24 protein-coding genes are annotated in these 15,838 nt (G+C 54.6%); 18 read left to right on the forward strand and 6 right to left on the reverse strand.

Going from position 1 to position 15,838, the window contains the following annotated elements; translation table 11 throughout:
• The 12 genes from rpmD to ERD80_RS01420 all read left to right on the forward strand — a co-directional run bounded on the left by rpmD (position 1) and on the right by ERD80_RS01420 (position 6,302).
• On the forward strand, positions 1 to 180 hold the full coding sequence (gene rpmD, locus ERD80_RS01365) for a 50S ribosomal protein L30 (protein ID WP_013510758.1): 180 nt from the start codon (positions 1 to 3) through the stop codon (positions 178 to 180).
• Between the two features lie 3 nt (positions 181 to 183).
• Positions 184 to 618, forward strand: a complete 435-nt coding sequence (rplO, locus tag ERD80_RS01370) for a 50S ribosomal protein L15 (RefSeq protein ID WP_021508221.1) — start codon at positions 184 to 186, stop codon at positions 616 to 618.
• A 7-nt stretch (positions 619 to 625) separates the two neighbouring features.
• The gene (secY, locus tag ERD80_RS01375; RefSeq protein ID WP_021508222.1) at positions 626 to 1,957 is read left to right on the forward strand and encodes a preprotein translocase subunit SecY; all 1,332 of its coding nucleotides are present in this window, start codon (positions 626 to 628) and stop codon (positions 1,955 to 1,957) included.
• A gap of 32 nt (positions 1,958 to 1,989) precedes the next feature.
• Positions 1,990 to 2,106: a 50S ribosomal protein L36 gene (gene rpmJ / locus ERD80_RS01380; protein ID WP_071813610.1), complete on the forward strand. Its 117-nt coding sequence runs from the start codon at positions 1,990 to 1,992 to the stop codon at positions 2,104 to 2,106.
• A gap of 146 nt (positions 2,107 to 2,252) precedes the next feature.
• Positions 2,253 to 2,609, forward strand: a complete 357-nt coding sequence (gene rpsM / locus ERD80_RS01385; protein ID WP_021508223.1) for a 30S ribosomal protein S13 — start codon at positions 2,253 to 2,255, stop codon at positions 2,607 to 2,609.
• A gap of 16 nt (positions 2,610 to 2,625) precedes the next feature.
• Positions 2,626 to 3,015, forward strand: a complete 390-nt coding sequence (gene rpsK / locus ERD80_RS01390; protein WP_004160563.1) for a 30S ribosomal protein S11 — start codon at positions 2,626 to 2,628, stop codon at positions 3,013 to 3,015.
• Positions 3,016 to 3,048: 33 nt separating this feature from the next.
• On the forward strand, positions 3,049 to 3,669 hold the full coding sequence (gene rpsD / locus ERD80_RS01395) for a 30S ribosomal protein S4 (RefSeq protein ID WP_010618555.1): 621 nt from the start codon (positions 3,049 to 3,051) through the stop codon (positions 3,667 to 3,669).
• A 25-nt stretch (positions 3,670 to 3,694) separates the two neighbouring features.
• Positions 3,695 to 4,684 carry a DNA-directed RNA polymerase subunit alpha gene (rpoA, locus tag ERD80_RS01400; RefSeq protein WP_007891688.1) on the forward strand — a complete coding sequence of 330 codons (990 nt, stop codon included), beginning with the start codon at positions 3,695 to 3,697 and terminating at the stop codon, positions 4,682 to 4,684.
• A 40-nt stretch (positions 4,685 to 4,724) separates the two neighbouring features.
• The gene (rplQ, locus tag ERD80_RS01405; protein WP_003850180.1) at positions 4,725 to 5,111 is read left to right on the forward strand and encodes a 50S ribosomal protein L17; all 387 of its coding nucleotides are present in this window, start codon (positions 4,725 to 4,727) and stop codon (positions 5,109 to 5,111) included.
• A 111-nt stretch (positions 5,112 to 5,222) separates the two neighbouring features.
• Entirely contained in the window at positions 5,223 to 5,594 is a 372-nt protein-coding gene (locus ERD80_RS01410) for a DUF1992 domain-containing protein (protein ID WP_136545558.1), read from the forward strand.
• Between the two features lies 1 nt (position 5,595).
• The gene (gene zntR / locus ERD80_RS01415; RefSeq protein WP_104189620.1) at positions 5,596 to 6,033 is read left to right on the forward strand and encodes a Zn(2+)-responsive transcriptional regulator; all 438 of its coding nucleotides are present in this window, start codon (positions 5,596 to 5,598) and stop codon (positions 6,031 to 6,033) included.
• Positions 6,034 to 6,083: 50 nt separating this feature from the next.
• Positions 6,084 to 6,302: a ribosome alternative rescue factor ArfA gene (locus ERD80_RS01420; protein ID WP_021508226.1), complete on the forward strand. Its 219-nt coding sequence runs from the start codon at positions 6,084 to 6,086 to the stop codon at positions 6,300 to 6,302.
• A gap of 18 nt (positions 6,303 to 6,320) precedes the next feature.
• Here ERD80_RS01420 and mscL read toward each other — a convergent pair whose 3' ends face one another.
• From mscL to def, 5 genes are all read right to left on the reverse strand, one after another.
• Complete coding sequence (mscL, locus tag ERD80_RS01425; RefSeq protein WP_021508227.1) at positions 6,321 to 6,731, reverse strand: large-conductance mechanosensitive channel protein MscL; 411 nt, start codon at positions 6,729 to 6,731, stop codon at positions 6,321 to 6,323.
• A 108-nt stretch (positions 6,732 to 6,839) separates the two neighbouring features.
• Complete coding sequence (gene trkA, locus ERD80_RS01430; RefSeq protein ID WP_021508228.1) at positions 6,840 to 8,216, reverse strand: Trk system potassium transporter TrkA; 1,377 nt, start codon at positions 8,214 to 8,216, stop codon at positions 6,840 to 6,842.
• A gap of 31 nt (positions 8,217 to 8,247) precedes the next feature.
• Positions 8,248 to 9,534, reverse strand: coding sequence for a 16S rRNA (cytosine(967)-C(5))-methyltransferase RsmB (gene rsmB / locus ERD80_RS01435; protein WP_127834653.1), 1,287 nt, complete (start codon positions 9,532 to 9,534; stop codon positions 8,248 to 8,250).
• Positions 9,535 to 9,579: 45 nt separating this feature from the next.
• Positions 9,580 to 10,524, reverse strand: coding sequence for a methionyl-tRNA formyltransferase (gene fmt / locus ERD80_RS01440; protein WP_058759898.1), 945 nt, complete (start codon positions 10,522 to 10,524; stop codon positions 9,580 to 9,582).
• 21 nt (positions 10,525 to 10,545) lie between these two features.
• The gene (def, locus tag ERD80_RS01445) at positions 10,546 to 11,058 is read right to left on the reverse strand and encodes a peptide deformylase (RefSeq protein ID WP_021508231.1); all 513 of its coding nucleotides are present in this window, start codon (positions 11,056 to 11,058) and stop codon (positions 10,546 to 10,548) included.
• Positions 11,059 to 11,173: 115 nt separating this feature from the next.
• Here def and dprA point away from each other — a divergent pair, with 115 nt between their 5' ends.
• The 6 genes from dprA to ERD80_RS01475 are packed head-to-tail and all read left to right on the forward strand — an operon-like array spanning position 11,174 to position 14,960.
• Positions 11,174 to 12,298: a DNA-protecting protein DprA gene (dprA, locus tag ERD80_RS01450; RefSeq protein ID WP_136545559.1), complete on the forward strand. Its 1,125-nt coding sequence runs from the start codon at positions 11,174 to 11,176 to the stop codon at positions 12,296 to 12,298.
• Positions 12,270 to 12,743 (forward strand): DUF494 family protein Smg, encoded by a 474-nt coding sequence (gene smg / locus ERD80_RS01455; protein ID WP_031279836.1) that lies wholly within the window; start codon positions 12,270 to 12,272, stop codon positions 12,741 to 12,743. The genes dprA and smg overlap by 29 nt, the downstream gene beginning before the upstream one ends.
• Positions 12,744 to 12,767: 24 nt before the next feature.
• A complete protein-coding gene (locus ERD80_RS01460) occupies positions 12,768 to 13,316 on the forward strand; it encodes a type I DNA topoisomerase (protein WP_031279837.1) in 549 nt (182 codons plus the stop codon).
• A gap of 2 nt (positions 13,317 to 13,318) precedes the next feature.
• Entirely contained in the window at positions 13,319 to 13,894 is a 576-nt protein-coding gene (gene tsaC / locus ERD80_RS01465; protein WP_058776573.1) for an L-threonylcarbamoyladenylate synthase type 1 TsaC, read from the forward strand.
• Positions 13,895 to 13,896: 2 nt separating this feature from the next.
• On the forward strand, positions 13,897 to 14,715 hold the full coding sequence (aroE, locus tag ERD80_RS01470) for a shikimate dehydrogenase (protein ID WP_058776574.1): 819 nt from the start codon (positions 13,897 to 13,899) through the stop codon (positions 14,713 to 14,715).
• Positions 14,712 to 14,960: a DUF1488 domain-containing protein gene (locus ERD80_RS01475; RefSeq protein ID WP_058759902.1), complete on the forward strand. Its 249-nt coding sequence runs from the start codon at positions 14,712 to 14,714 to the stop codon at positions 14,958 to 14,960. Before aroE ends, ERD80_RS01475 begins: the two co-directional genes overlap by 4 nt.
• On the opposite strand, the gene ERD80_RS01480 is transcribed toward ERD80_RS01475, so the two are convergent.
• Positions 14,936 to 15,490 (reverse strand): gamma carbonic anhydrase family protein, encoded by a 555-nt coding sequence (locus tag ERD80_RS01480; RefSeq protein ID WP_058776575.1) that lies wholly within the window; start codon positions 15,488 to 15,490, stop codon positions 14,936 to 14,938. The two genes, ERD80_RS01475 and ERD80_RS01480, sit on opposite strands and share 25 nt — an antisense overlap.
• Positions 15,491 to 15,838 lie beyond the last annotated feature (348 nt).

Genomic DNA, 15,838 nt, shown 5'->3' on the forward strand with positions numbered 1-15,838 from the left:
ATGGCTAAGACAATCAAAATTACACAAACCCGTAGCTCAATCGGCCGCCTGCCTAAGCACAAAGCCACTCTGGTTGGTCTGGGTCTGCGTCGTATTGGTCACACCGTTGAGCGTGAAGACACGCCAGCTGTACGCGGTATGATCAACGCGATTTCTTACATGCTGAAAGTGGAGGAGTAAGAGATGCGTTTAAACACTCTGTCTCCGGCCGAAGGGTCTAAACACGCTTCCAAGCGTCTGGGCCGTGGTATCGGTTCTGGCCTCGGTAAAACCGGCGGTCGTGGTCACAAAGGTCAGAAGTCTCGTTCTGGCGGTGGCGTACGTCGTGGTTTCGAGGGTGGTCAGATGCCTCTGTACCGTCGTCTGCCGAAGTTCGGCTTCACCTCGCGCAAATCATTCGTGACTGCAGAAGTGCGTCTGTCTGATCTGGCGAAAGTGGAAGGCGGTATCGTCGACCTGAACACGCTGAAAGCAGCTAACATCATCGGTGTACAGATTGAGTTCGCGAAAGTGATCCTGTCTGGTGAAGTATCTGCACCTGTTACGATTCGTGGTCTGCGTGTCACCAAAGGTGCTCGTGCTGCAATCGAAGCTGCTGGCGGTAAAATCGAGGAATAAGTAGCAGATGGCAAAGCAACCGGGATTAGATTTTCAAAGTGCCAAAGGTGGCTTTGGTGAACTGAAGCGCAGACTGTTGTTTGTAATCGGTGCACTGATTGTCTTCCGTATTGGCTCTTTTATTCCAATCCCCGGTATCGATGCCACTGTACTTGCCAAACTGCTTGAGCAACAGCGTGGCACCATCATTGAAATGTTTAACATGTTCTCTGGTGGTGCTCTCAGTCGTGCCTCAATCTTCGCGCTGGGTATTATGCCGTATATTTCGGCCTCTATTATTATCCAGCTGCTGACGGTGGTTCATCCCGCGTTGGCCGAGATTAAGAAAGAGGGTGAAGCTGGTCGTCGTAAGATCAGCCAGTACACTCGCTACGGCACACTGGTTCTGGCTATATTCCAGTCGATCGGTATTGCTACCGGTCTGCCGAATATGCCTGGAATGCAGGGCCTGGTATTAAATCCAGGCTTTGCTTTCTACTTTACCGCTGTTGTAAGTCTGGTTACCGGAACCATGTTCCTGATGTGGCTGGGCGAACAGATTACTGAACGAGGTATCGGTAACGGTATTTCGATCATTATCTTCGCGGGTATTGTTGCGGGTTTACCGCCGGCCATTGGCCATACCATCGAGCAAGCGCGGCAAGGCGACCTGCACTTCCTTCTGTTGCTGTTGGTTGCAGTTCTTGTATTTGCAGTGACGTTCTTTGTTATTTTCGTTGAGCGTGGCCAGCGCCGCATTGTGGTCAACTACGCTAAACGTCAGCAAGGTCGTCGTGTATATGCTGCACAGAGCACACATTTACCGTTGAAAGTGAACATGGCGGGCGTAATCCCAGCTATCTTTGCTTCCAGCATTATCCTGTTCCCGGCGACGATAGCATCCTGGTTCGGGGGCGGTACCGGTTGGAACTGGCTGACAACAATTTCGCTGTATTTGCAGCCAGGACAGCCGCTTTATGTGCTACTCTATGCGACTGCAATCATCTTCTTCTGTTTCTTCTACACGGCGTTGGTTTTCAACCCGCGTGAAACAGCAGATAACCTGAAGAAGTCTGGTGCATTCGTACCGGGAATTCGTCCGGGAGAGCAAACGGCGAAGTACATCGATAAAGTAATGACACGTCTGACCTTAATCGGCGCACTGTATATTACTTTTATCTGCCTGATCCCGGAGTTCATGCGTGATGCCATGAAGGTTCCCTTCTACTTTGGCGGCACCTCGCTGCTGATTGTAGTGGTTGTCATCATGGACTTTATGGCTCAAGTGCAAACTCTGATGATGTCCAGTCAGTACGAGTCTGCATTGAAGAAAGCTAACCTGAAAGGCTATGGCCGTTAATTCAGTAGCTTGAGAAGTTACGGAGAGTAAAAATGAAAGTTCGTGCTTCCGTCAAGAAATTATGTCGTAACTGCAAAATCATTCGTCGCGACGGTGTCGTACGTGTGATCTGCAGCTCCGAGCCTAAGCATAAACAGCGCCAGGGCTGATTAAGTCACATATTTTTCTTGCAAAGTCGGGTTGAGCTGGCTAGATTAGCCAGCCAATCTTTTGTATGTCGATGCGTTTCCATTTGAGTATCCTGAAAACGGGCTTTTCAGCATGGTACGCATTTATTTAATTATAGGAGTGCATAGTGGCCCGTATAGCAGGCATTAACATTCCTGATCAAAAACATACCGTTATCGCATTAACTTCGATCTTCGGTATCGGCAAAACCCGTTCTAAAGCCATCTGTGCTGAAACGGGCATCGCTGAAAATGTTAAGATCAGTGAGCTGTCTGAAGAACAAATTGATCAGCTGCGTGAAGCAGTTGGTAAATTCGTTGTTGAAGGTGATCTGCGCCGTGAAATCACCCTGAGCATCAAGCGTCTGATGGACCTTGGTTGCTACCGTGGTTTACGCCATCGTCGTGGTCTGCCGGTGCGCGGTCAGCGTACTAAGACCAACGCACGTACCCGTAAGGGTCCGCGTAAACCGATCAAGAAATAATCGGGGTGAGTAAATAATGGCAAAGGCACCAGTTCGTGCACGTAAGCGTGTAAGAAAACAAGTCTCAGATGGCGTGGCTCATGTCCATGCGTCTTTTAACAACACCATCGTTACTATTACTGATCGTCAGGGTAACGCACTGGGTTGGGCAACCGCCGGTGGTTCCGGTTTCCGCGGTTCACGTAAATCTACTCCGTTTGCTGCTCAGGTCGCTGCAGAGCGCTGTGCAGAAGCCGTGAAAGATTACGGTATTAAGAACCTGGAAGTTATGGTTAAGGGTCCGGGTCCAGGCCGCGAATCTACTATTCGTGCTCTGAACGCCGCTGGTTTCCGCATCACTAATATTACTGATGTGACTCCGATCCCTCACAACGGTTGTCGTCCGCCGAAAAAACGTCGCGTTTAACGTTCCGTTTTTTAGGTTAGTTGGAGAAAGAAAATGGCAAGATATTTGGGTCCTAAGCTCAAGCTGAGCCGTCGTGAGGGCACTGACTTATTCCTTAAGTCTGGCGTTCGCGCGATTGATTCCAAGTGCAAAATTGAACAAGCCCCTGGTCAGCATGGTGCGCGTAAACCGCGTCTTTCTGATTACGGCGGCCAGTTACGTGAAAAGCAAAAAGTTCGTCGTATCTACGGCGTGCTGGAGCGTCAGTTCCGTAACTACTATAAAGAAGCAGCGCGTCTGAAAGGCAACACCGGTGAAAACCTGTTAGCTCTGCTGGAAGGTCGTCTGGATAACGTAGTTTACCGTATGGGCTTTGGTGCCACTCGTGCAGAAGCACGTCAGCTGGTTAGCCACAAATCTGTAATGGTAAACGGTCGCGTTGTTAACATCGCTTCTTATCAGGTATCTCCGAATGATGTCGTAAGCATCCGTGAGAAAGCCAAAAAGCAATCTCGCGTGAAGGCCGCTCTGGAGCTGGCTGAGCAGCGTGAAAAGCCAACCTGGCTGGAAGTTGATGCGACTAAGATGGAAGGTGTGTTCAAGCGTATTCCTGAGCGTACCGATCTGTCTGCGGACATTAACGAACACCTGATCGTCGAGCTTTACTCCAAGTAAAGCTTAGTACCAAAGAGAGGACACAATGCAGGGTTCTGTGACAGAGTTTCTAAAACCGCGCCTGGTAGATATCGAGCAAGTGAGTTCGACGCACGCCAAGGTGACCCTTGAGCCGTTAGAGCGTGGCTTTGGCCATACTCTTGGTAACGCACTGCGCCGTATTCTGCTTTCTTCCATGCCGGGTTGCGCGGTGACCGAGGTTGAGATTGATGGCGTGCTGCACGAGTACTCCACCAAAGAGGGCGTACAGGAAGATATCCTGGAAATCCTGCTCAATCTGAAAGGGCTGGCGGTAAGAGTTCAGGGTAAAGATGAAGTCATCCTCACTCTGAATAAATCTGGCATTGGCCCTGTGACTGCAGCCGACATTACCCACGACGGTGATGTCGAAATCGTCAAGCCGCAGCATGTGATCTGCCATCTGACCGATGAAAACGCATCTATTAGCATGCGTATCAAAGTTCAGCGTGGTCGTGGTTATGTGCCGGCTTCTGCCCGAATTCATTCGGAAGAAGATGAGCGCCCAATCGGCCGTCTGTTGGTTGACGCTTGCTACAGCCCTGTAGACCGTATCGCCTACAATGTTGAAGCAGCGCGTGTAGAACAGCGCACCGACCTGGACAAGCTGGTCATCGAAATGGAAACCAACGGCACAATCGATCCTGAAGAGGCGATTCGTCGTGCGGCAACCATCCTGGCAGAACAACTGGAAGCTTTCGTTGACTTACGTGATGTACGTCAGCCGGAAGTCAAAGAAGAGAAACCAGAATTCGATCCGATCCTGCTGCGCCCTGTTGACGATCTGGAATTGACTGTCCGCTCTGCTAACTGCCTCAAGGCAGAAGCTATCCACTACATCGGTGATCTGGTACAGCGTACCGAGGTTGAGCTGCTTAAAACGCCTAACCTGGGTAAAAAATCTCTTACCGAGATTAAAGACGTGCTCGCATCACGTGGTCTGTCTCTGGGCATGCGCCTGGAAAACTGGCCACCGGCAAGCATTGCTGATGAATAACCGGATCGCAGGTTAAGGTTTCACTGAGAAGGATAAGGTCATGCGCCATCGTAAGAGTGGTCGTCAACTGAACCGCAACAGCAGCCATCGTCAGGCTATGTTCCGCAACATGGCTGGTTCTCTGGTTCGTCATGAGATCATTAAGACGACTCTGCCGAAAGCCAAAGAGCTGCGTCGCGTAGTTGAGCCGCTGATTACTCTTGCCAAGACCGACAGCGTAGCTAATCGTCGTCTGGCATTCGCCCGTACTCGTGATAACGAGATCGTGGCAAAACTGTTTAACGAGCTGGGCCCGCGTTTCGCGAGCCGTGCCGGTGGTTACACTCGCATTCTGAAGTGTGGCTTCCGTGCTGGTGACAACGCTCCGATGGCATACATCGAGCTGGTTGATCGTCCAGAAGCTCAAGCAGAAGCTGCTGCAGAGTAATTTGCAGTAACGTAAAAAACCCGCTTCGGCGGGTTTTTTATTGCCTGTCATTTCTTCCCATTTCCCCTCCATTCGCTATGCTGTTGGCAGACATGCCTGCAGGAGGTTTCTATGTGGCTTATCGATCAGCTGGCTGAACAACATATCCGCGCCGCTCAGGAAAAGGGCGAGCTGAGCAATCTGCCTGGTGAAGGTGCGCCGTTCACGCTGGACGATGACAGTGGTGTGCCGGCAGAATTGCGCAGTGCCTGGCGACTGCTGAAAAACTCCGGCTATCTCCCTCCGGAACTGGAGATGCGCCGCGACGCGCTGGCACTGAGCGATTTGCTTCGCGAACTCGATCCTGATGACAGCGAGGCGCGTGAACTGGCCAAACGCCTGACGCTGCTGGAGATGAAGCTGCAGCAGGCTGGCATGAGCACCGATTTTCTGCGTGGCGAATACCGCCCGGCGATCGGTCAGCGGCTACAGCAGGAGAAATAGTATGTATCGCATTGGCCAGCTGGCAAAACTGGCGGACGTGACGCCGGACACCATCCGCTTTTATGAAAAGCAGCAGATGATGGATCATGAGGTACGCACCGAGGGCGGCTTCCGCCTGTACAGCGATAACGATCTGCAGCGCCTGCGTTTTATCCGTTACGGCCGGCAGCTTGGTTTCAGCCTGGAATCGATCCGCGACCTGCTGTCGATCCGCATCGATCCAGAGCATCACACCTGTGAAGAGTCAAAAGCGATCGTGGCGAAACGGCTGAATGAGGTGAACAGTATGATTGGCGAACTGCAAACCATGCAGCGCTCACTGCAACGGCTGGCGGAAACCTGCTGTGGTGACCGCCACAGTAGCGCCTGCTGTTCGATCCTCGAGGCACTGGAAACCGGCGAAGATCCGCATCCTGAAATTTGTTGTAGCAAGGATTGAATTCTGGCGCGCAGGGACTATAGTTGCGCCATCACTAACCGGAGGACGATATGAGTCACTATCAGCATCGAAAAGGCAAAATTAACGATAACGCCCTGGAAGCCCTGTTACACGATCCGCTGTATCGCCAGCGTGTTGAGCGTAATCAGAAGGGGAAAGGCAGCTACCGGCGTAAAGATAAACACGCGAAGGGAGCGAATCAGGAGGCCAGCGGTAAGCAACAGTGTTTACCTCTGGCCTTCTGCTTTAGTGACAAAAAAGCCGCCTGAACAGGCGGCTTTTATTCATCACACTTTATTATTTTGTTGCTTAAGCAGGTCGCGAATCTCGGTCAGCAGCACTTCTTCATTAGTCGGTTTAGGCGCTGGTTTTTCCACTTCTTTCTTTTTATACAGTTTATTCATTACTTTGATGGCAATGAAGATAGCAAACGCCACGATAATGAAATCAAATACCGTCTGAATAAAGTTACCGTATTCCATCACCACCGCTGGGATATCGCCTTCTGCTGGCTTGAGTACCCATTTAAACTGCTTAAAGTCGACGCCGCCAATCAGTAAACCGAGCGGTGGCATAATGATGTTTGCAACCAGTGACGATACGATCTTACCGAACGCAGCACCGATGATCACACCAACCGCCAGGTCCACCACGTTACCGCGCATCGCAAAATCACGAAACTCTTTGAATAAACTCATTGTTATCTCCTTGCCTTGGCCAATGGCTAAAGTCTAACAAACCTTCGTGTAATTGCCATTATAACAATGGATTAAACACCACTCTCACTTCAGCCCAATCACAACGCGTTACAGGAAGAACGGGCTCGGCTGGAACAGACGCTCAACGTCCGGCACAAACTTTTTGTCGGTGAGGAACATGATCACGTGGTCGCCTTGCTCAATACGCACATTATCATTGGCGATGATCACGTCATCACCACGCACCACCGCGCCGATAATTGTGCCCGGCGGCAGTTTAATATCTTCAATCAGGCGGCCGACCACGCGCGAAGTGGTTTCATCACCGTGGGCGATGGCCTCGATGGCTTCCGCAATACCGCGGCGCAGTGAAGAGACGCCGACAATATCGGCTTTGCGCACGTGGCCAAGCAGCGCAGAAATTGTGGCCTGCTGCGGTGAGATCGCAATGTCGATCACGCTGCCCTGCACCAGATCGACATAGGCGCGACGCTGGATCAGTACCATCACTTTTTTCGCGCCCATCTTTTTGGCCAGCATCGCTGACATGATATTGGCTTCATCGTCGTTAGTGACGGCGATAAACAGATCGACCTGATCGACATGCTCTTCTGCCAGCAGTTCCTGATCCGAGGCATCGCCATAGAACACGATGGTATCCTGCAGATGTTCAGCCAGTTCAGCCGCGCGCTGCTGATTACGTTCTATCAGCTTAACGCTGTACTGCTTCTCCAGCCGCTGCGCCAGGCCAAAGCCGATATTGCCACCGCCGACCAGCATAATGCGTTTATAGGGCTTTTCGAGCCGCTGCATCTCGCTCATCACCGCACGAATATGCTGACTGGCGGCAATAAAAAACACTTCATCGCCAGCTTCGACAATCGTCGATCCCTGCGGGCGGATCGGGCGATCCTGACGGAAAATGGCGGCTACGCGGGTATCGATATGCGGCATATGTTCACGCAGGATCGACAGCGGATTGCCCACCAGCGGTCCGCCGTAATAGGCTTTGACCACTGCCAGGCTGACTTTGCCCTCGGCAAAATTCACCACCTGCAGCGCGCCAGGGTACTGAATCAGCCGATAGATGTTGTCGATCACCAGCTGTTCGGGCGAGATCAAATGGTCGATGGGTACCGCTTCCGGCACGAACAGCTTTTCCGCATCGCGCAGATAATCGGCGGCGCGGATACGGGCAATGCGGTTTGGCGTGTTAAACAGCGAGTAAGCAATCTGACAGGCAATCATGTTGGTTTCGTCAGAGCTGGTCACCGCCACCAGCATATCCGCATCTTCGGCGCCGGCTTCACGCAACACGCGCGGGTGCGAACCATGGCCCTGCACCACGCGCAGGTCAAACTTATCCTGCAGCACGCGTAAGCGTGAGGGATCGCTATCAACCACGGTGATGTCATTGTTTTCGCCCACCAGGTTTTCAGCGAGCGTGCCGCCCACCTGGCCGGCGCCGAGGATAATAATTTTCATGGATACGTTGCTCTTGTCACTGTGCGCTGCACTATTTTTTCATCAGCTTAGCGTAGAAGAAACCGTCGCCGCCATCGATGGCAGGGAAAACCTGCCAGCCGTTAAGTTGCCCCTGTGGCAATGCCTGCGGCACCGCATCGTCATGCGTCGCGAGGAAAGCCTCGATCTGCTGCTGGTTCTCCTGCGGCAGCACTGAGCAGGTGGCATAAAGCAGCGTACCGCCCGATTTCAGGCGCGGCCAGATGGCCGCCAGAATCTCACGCTGTAGCGCGGCGAGTTCGTCAATATCGCGATCGCGGCGTAGCCATTTGATATCCGGATGGCGTCGAATAACGCCGGTGGCCGAGCAGGGCGCATCCAGCAGGATGCGGTCGAATTGCTGCTCGTCGCACCAGGCCGCTGGCGTGCGGCCATCGCCCTGACGCACGTCAGCCTGCATCCCCAGACGCTGCAGGTTTTCCGTCACGCGCGACAGGCGCTGCGCATCGATATCCACCGCCATCACGCGGGCCTGTGGCGCAATTTCGAGAATATGGGTGGTTTTGCCGCCGGGCGCAGCGCACAGGTCGAGAATGGTTTCGCCGTTTTCCGGCGCCAGCAGCAGGGCACAACGCTGAGCAGAGAGATCCTGCACCGTCACCCAGCCCTGCTCAAAGCCTGGCAGCTGACTGACCGGAGCCGGTGCTTCAAGACGCAGCGCATCCGGCGCGTCAGCACTAAACGCATTTTGATTCTGCTGGGTTAATAACGCCAGCCAGGCGTCACGGCTGTGATGCTGACGATTCACGCGCAGCCACATTGGCGGTCGCTGATTGTTTGCTTCCACAATTTGCTGCCACTGCTCTGGCCACGCGGTCTGCAGCCGTTTCAGCAGCCAGCCCGGATGCCAGTAGCGCTGCGGGCCCTGATTTACCTCCGCCAGCAGTGCATCCTGCTGACGCTGGAACTGACGCAGCACGCCGTTAAGCAAGCCTTTCAGATTTGCCCGCTTCAGTGCTTCAGCCCCGGCTACGGTTTCGGCCAGCGCGGCGTGCGGCGGAACGCGGGTATACAGCAGCTGATACAGGCCCACCATGATCAGATAGTGCAGCACGCGCTGTTTGCCGGTTAACGGCCGCGCCATCAGCTTATTAATCAACGCTTCCAGCTGCGGCAGCGTGCGCGTCACGCCAAAACACAACTCCTGCAGCAGCGCGCCATCGTTGTTTGCCAGCGTTTTTTGCGCAGCGGGCAGAATCGCGCTCAGCGATTCCCCTTTATCCACCACGCGTTCAATCAGTTGCGCGGCAAGGCTGCGCAGGTTGGTCGCTTTTTTCATATTCATTCATCAAACAAAAAGCCCGGCGGAGACCGGGCTGGAGAATCAGGCCAGAACGGTGCCGGGTGTAAACCATTCACGACGCGAATTGAGCAGATCCTGCGCCGCCATGGCTTTTTTGCCGGCAGGCTGCAATGAGAGCAGATTCAGCACGCCGTCAGCGGTCGCGATCTGGATGCCGTGTTTGTCAGCCTGCAGAATTTCTCCCGGCTGGGCGCTGCGGTGCGGTAACACGCTGGCCTGCCAGACTTTGACCGGCTGATCGTCGATAAGGAAATAACTTACCGGCCACGGATTGAAGGCGCGAATGCACCGTTCCAGCTGAACAGCAGAGAGCGACCAGTCAAGACGTGCCTCTTCTTTGCTGAGCTTTTCCGCGTAAGTTACCAGGGTCTCATCCTGCACTTCGGGCTGCGCGCTGCCGGCGGCCAGCAGACTGAGCGTGGTCAGCATCCCCTGCGGGCCCAGCTGCGCCAGCTTGTCGTACAGCGATGCGCTGGTATCGTCGGCATTAATCGGGCAGGTTATTTTGTGCAGCATATCGCCGGTATCCAGACCCACGTCCATCTGCATGATGGTCACACCGGTTTCGTTATCGCCGGCCCACAGTGAGCGCTGAATCGGTGCCGCACCGCGCCAGCGCGGCAGCAGCGAGCCGTGTACGTTGATGCAGCCAAGGCGCGGCATCGTCAGCACCGCCTGAGGCAGGATCAGACCATAAGCGACGACCACCATCACATCGGCCTGTAGCCCGGCAACCAGCTGCTGATTCTCTTCCGGCTTCAGGGACTTTGGCTGAAACACGGGGATATCATGCGCCTGAGCCAGCACTTTTACCGGGCCCGGCGTGAGTTTATTGCCACGTCCGGCAGGGCGGTCGGGCTGAGTAAAGACGCCAACCACCTGATGCTCAGAAGCAAGCAGCGCGTCGAGATGACGCGCTGCGAAGTCAGGAGTACCGGCAAAGATGATTTTTAACGGTGCAGACACAGTTCAACCTTCTGTTCGCTCTCAGGATGCGCGCGCATTCTGGCGGGCCAGTTTTTCCAGTTTCTGTTTAATACGCTGACGCTTCAGCGGCGACAGATAATCGATAAACAGTTTACCGTCGAGATGGTCGATCTCATGCTGAATGCAGATCGCCAGCAGACCATCGGTTTCCAGCTCGAAGCTGTTACCGTCGCGATCCAGCGCGCGCACTTTGACCCGCTCGGCACGCGGCACAAACGCCCGCTGTTCCGGGATCGACAGGCAACCCTCTTCGATACCGGTTTCGCCGCTTTTTTCCAGCAGCTCCGGGTTAATCAGCACCAGGCGCTCTTCGCGGCTTTCAGAAACATCAATCACGATGATGCGCTGGTGAATATCCACCTGCGTCGCCGCCAGACCAATGCCTTCTTCGGCGTACATGGTCTCAAACATATCGTCAACAATACGCTGAACGTCAGCATTCACAGCCGCAACGGGTGCAGCAATTTTGCGAAGGCGATCGTCAGGGAAATGTAATACCTGCAAAACTGACATAAATATCCAGATCTGTATGCGTTAAAGAAAAGATTACTGCCTCATATTGTAGACTTTTTGGGGCCTGATTGACAGCATTGTGCCGCATCAGAGCACGGCTGACAGGGAGCGCAGCATGGAACGCAGTGAAAGGATTATCAGGCTGACTTACGTCTGGGGTTTAAGCGGTGAGCGCGCCCGTCAGTTCATCATGGCGCTTTTGGCCGCCAGCCACGTTGACGACGCGTGGCTGCAGCAGCACGGGCTGGACGACACGCAGCGGCAGCAGTTTCTCGCCCTCTTTCCACGCCAGCTGGAAAAAACGCAGCGCTGGCTGCAACAGGCGCAACATCATCTGATTGCCTGCACCGATGCACATTATCCCGCCCGGCTGCGGGAAATCAGCCGCTATCCGGCTGCCCTTTATATAGCGGGTGACCTCTCTGCACTCGCGACACCGCAGCTGGCGGTGGTCGGCAGTCGTCACTGTTCGCCGTATGGCAGAGAGTGGGGCAGCTGGTTTACCCAGCAGCTGGCGCTAAGCGGTTTGACCATCACCAGCGGGCTGGCGCGCGGTATTGATGGCGTGGCGCATCGTGCCGCGCTGGAAGTGCAGGGCAAAACCCTGGCCGTGCTGGGCAGCGGGCTGAATCATCTCTATCCGAAAAACCATCAGCCGCTGGCACAGGAGATCATCGCCAGCGGCGGCGCGCTGGTTTCAGAACTGCCGCTGTCGATGGTGCCCTATGCGGTAAATTTTCCGCGGCGTAATCGTATTATCAGCGGCCTGAGCCATGGCGTGCTGGTGGTTGAAGCGTCACTGAAGAGTGGCTCGCTGGTAACGGCGCGCTATGCGCTGGAACAAAACCGTAACGTGTATGCGCTGCCTGGCGCACTGGGTAATCCTGGCTGTGAAGGCACGCACTGGCTGATTCAGCAGGGGGCGCTGCTGGTGGCGCATCCCAACAATATCCTTGAGGATTTGCATTCTGCCCTGCAATGGTTGCCGGCCAGCATCTCAGAAACAATATATTCACAACTCAGTGATGATGTGCCATTGCCATTTCCCAGCGTGTTGGCTAACGTAGGTGATGAGGTTACACCTGTTGACGTCGTCGCTGAACGTGCCGGCCAACCTGTGCCAGTTATCGCAGCGCAATTGCTGGAGCTGGAGTTAGCAGGATGGATCGCAGCTGTACCCGGCGGCTATGTCCGATTGAGGAGGGCATGCCATGTTCGACGTACTTATGTACTTGTTTGAGACGTATATCCACAACGAGGCTGAAATGCGCGTTGACCAGGATAAATTGACCGATGACTTAACCGATGCCGGTTTTCATCGCGAAGATATCTACAATGCGTTGAATTGGCTTGAGCGGTTAGCGGATTATCAGGATGGCCTGGTCGCGCCAGTATTGCTGGCTAACGATCCGCTCTCCATGCGAATCTACACGGAAGAAGAGAGCCAGCGTTTAGATGCCGAGTGTCGTGGTTTTATTCTGTTCCTGGAGCAAATCCAGGTGCTGAATATGGAAACGCGCGAAATGGTCATCGAACGGGTTATGGCGCTTGATACGCTGGAATTCGATCTGGAAGATCTCAAATGGGTGGTGCTGATGGTGCTGTTTAACATCCCCGGGTGTGAAAATGCCTATCAGCAGATGGAAGAACTGTTATTCGACGTCAATGAAGGTATGCTGCATTAATTTGCGATTAATGCATTCGGTAATATGAGTAAACCAGCACTATTTACCGTGCGTAAACACGATCCCTGCCCCGCCTGCGGGGCAGAATTAGTGATACGTGCCGGCAAACACGGGCCTTTTCTCGGCTGTGTTAATTATCCAACCTGCGACTATATTCGCCCGCTGAAAAGTCAGGGTGATGGCCATATTGTCAAAGTGCTGGAAGGTCATGCCTGCCCGCAGTGTGGTGCGGACAAAGTGCTGCGCCAGGGGCGATTCGGCATGTTTGTCGGCTGTAGCCACTATCCGGAGTGTGATTACACGGAAACCATCGATAAGCCGGACGAAACCGCAATTGCCTGCCCGCAGTGCGCCAGCGGCAAGCTGGTGCAGCGCCGTTCACGCTATGGCAAAACCTTCCACGCCTGCGATCGTTATCCCGACTGCCAGTTCGCGATCAACGCCACGCCGCTGGAAGGTGTCTGCCCCCATTGCCAGTTCCCGTTATTAATTGAAAAGAAAACCGCACAGGGCATGAAGCGCTTCTGCGCCAGCAAACGCTGCGGTAAGCCCATCGCCCAGGATGAAGAGTGATCATGAACCAGAGCCAGCATGCACCCGGAAGCCTCGACTTCTGCATCGAACAACTTCAGCAACAGCAAGTGATTGCTTACCCTACCGAAGCCGTATTCGGCCTTGGCTGCGATCCGGACAGCGAAAGCGCGGTGATGGCCCTGCTGGCACTGAAACAGCGCCCGGTAGAAAAGGGTCTGATTCTGATCGCCGCTGATTATACGCAGCTTGAGCCTTATATTGCCGATCGCGAACTCACCGTGCTGCAGCGCGAACGTATGTTTGCCAGCTGGCCGGGTCCGGTCACCTATGTGGTGCCTGCTTCGCCGCATACGCCGCGCTGGTTAACCGGCCGCTTTGATTCGCTGGCGATTCGCGTCAGCGATCATCCGCAGGTCCAGGCGCTGTGTCGCGGATTTGGCAAGCCGCTGGTCTCAACCAGCGCGAATTTAACCGGTCAGCCGCCGTGCCGCAGCGCCGCCGAAGTGGCAGAGCAGTTTGGCTCGCAGTTCCCGGTGTTGCAGGCGGCCACCGGCGGTCGCCTGAATCCTTCTGAAATCCGCGATGCTATTAGCGGTGAACTCATTCGTCAGGGCTGATTATGGAAAAGTTTGCCGTTTTTGGTCATCCCATCGCCCACAGCAAATCTCCGTTTATTCACGCCGCTTTTGCTGAGCAGACCGGTATTGAACATCCTTACGGACGCATCTGCGCACCGCTGGAAGGGTTCCCGCAGGCGATAGAGGCGTTTTTTGCGGCCGGTGGCAAAGGCGCCAATGTTACGCTGCCGTTTAAACAGCAGGCATGGGAATTCGCGGATGAGCTCAGCGAACGCGCGGCATTATCCGGCGCGGTAAATACCTTAAAGAAGAGAGCCGATGGTTCGATTCTGGGTGATAACACGGACGGCATCGGCCTGCTGAGCGATCTGCAACGGCTGCAGCTAATCCGGCCGGGCGATCGCATTCTGCTGGTGGGTGCGGGCGGCGCGGCGCGTGGGGTGATCCTGCCGCTGCTCTCGACGGGCTGCGCGCTGGTGGTGGTTAACCGCACGGCAGAACGCGCGCAACAGCTGGCTGAGCTTTTCCAGCACAGTGGGGCGATCCAGGCGATGAGTTTTGATCAACTGGCCGGCGATCGTTTTGATCTGATCATCAATGCCACCTCCAGCGGCGTAGCGGGCGACGTGCCGCCGCTGCCGGTTACGCTGATTGATGCGCAGGTGCGCTGTTACGACATGTTTTATCAGCAGGGGCTGACGCCATTTCTGGCGTGGTGCCAGCAGCACGGCACACAGCAGCTGGCGGATGGACTCGGCATGCTGGTGGGTCAGGCGGCGCATGCGTTTCAGCTGTGGCATGGCGTTATGCCGGAGATCGCGCCGGTCATCGATCAACTTAAACAGGCGATGCAGGCATGAATCAGGCTATCCAGTTTCCCGATCGGGAAAGCTGGGACGCAGTCAGGCAGGCGGTGCTGTTCCCGGTCTTAGTGAATGGTATGGGACTGACCTGCGCAATATCGCTGCCGGCGCTGCAGCAACGTTTTGGTGCCGGAGAGGCGATGGCGCTGTTTAGCGCGCATCGCTGGGATCTGGAGGAAGAGGCCGAGCAGCTGCTCCGGGCGGAGCAGGCCGACGATCAGGGCTGGCTGTGGCTGCCCTGAGTCAGATATTCATCTTTCCAGCCGACATAATTGTTAGCGGAGTAAAGCAGTCCGGCTATTTCCGCTTCGGTTAGTGGCCGGATCTGCTTCACCGGGCTGCCTAAATAGAGATAGCCGCTTTGCAGGCGTTTACCGGGTGGCACCAGGCTGCCGGCGCCAATCATCACCTCATCTTCGACGATCGCGCCATCCAGCAGGATCGAGCCCATACCCACCAGCACGCGGTTGCCAATGGTGCAGCCGTGCAGCATTGCTTTATGGCCCACCGTCACGTCTTCACCGATGATCAATGGAAAGCCATCGGGATTACTGCTGGATTTATGCGTAACGTGCAGCACGCTGCCATCCTGGATATTGCTGCGTTTACCAATCACCACTTTATTCACGTCACCGCGGATTGCTACCAGTGGCCAGATGCTGACATCATCAGCCAGCTCGACTTCGCCAACGACCACGCTGCTGCTATCCACCATCACACGTTCGCCGGTGTGGGGAATATGTTGCTTATAAGGGCGCAGGGCTACAGACATTCTATTTCTCCTTTTCTGATGTTTCCCGCTAGCCTGCGGCTTCCGGTGCGGGTAAACAAGCTGATTTTTGCGCGGATCGCTCGCGATCGCAGCGAAAAGAGTGAAAACTCGCCAGTCGATAAAAAAGATCGAAAAAAGGGGTTGTGCAAAAAATCCGGATCCCTATAATGCGCCACCACTGAGACGGCAAAGCGGCAACGCAGGCGGCTCAGCAGGGCATGAAGCGATTCACCCCGCCGGAGAAAAACGCTGAAAAAAGTGTTTGACTCTGAAGGAGGAAAGCGTAATATACGCCACCTCGCGACAGCAGGCCGAACGCCGCGTCGCACCGCTCTTTAACAATTTATC

The sequence above is a fragment of the Pantoea sp. R102 genome, from assembly GCF_004916815.1.
Lineage (GTDB): Bacteria > Pseudomonadota > Gammaproteobacteria > Enterobacterales > Enterobacteriaceae > Pantoea > Pantoea dispersa.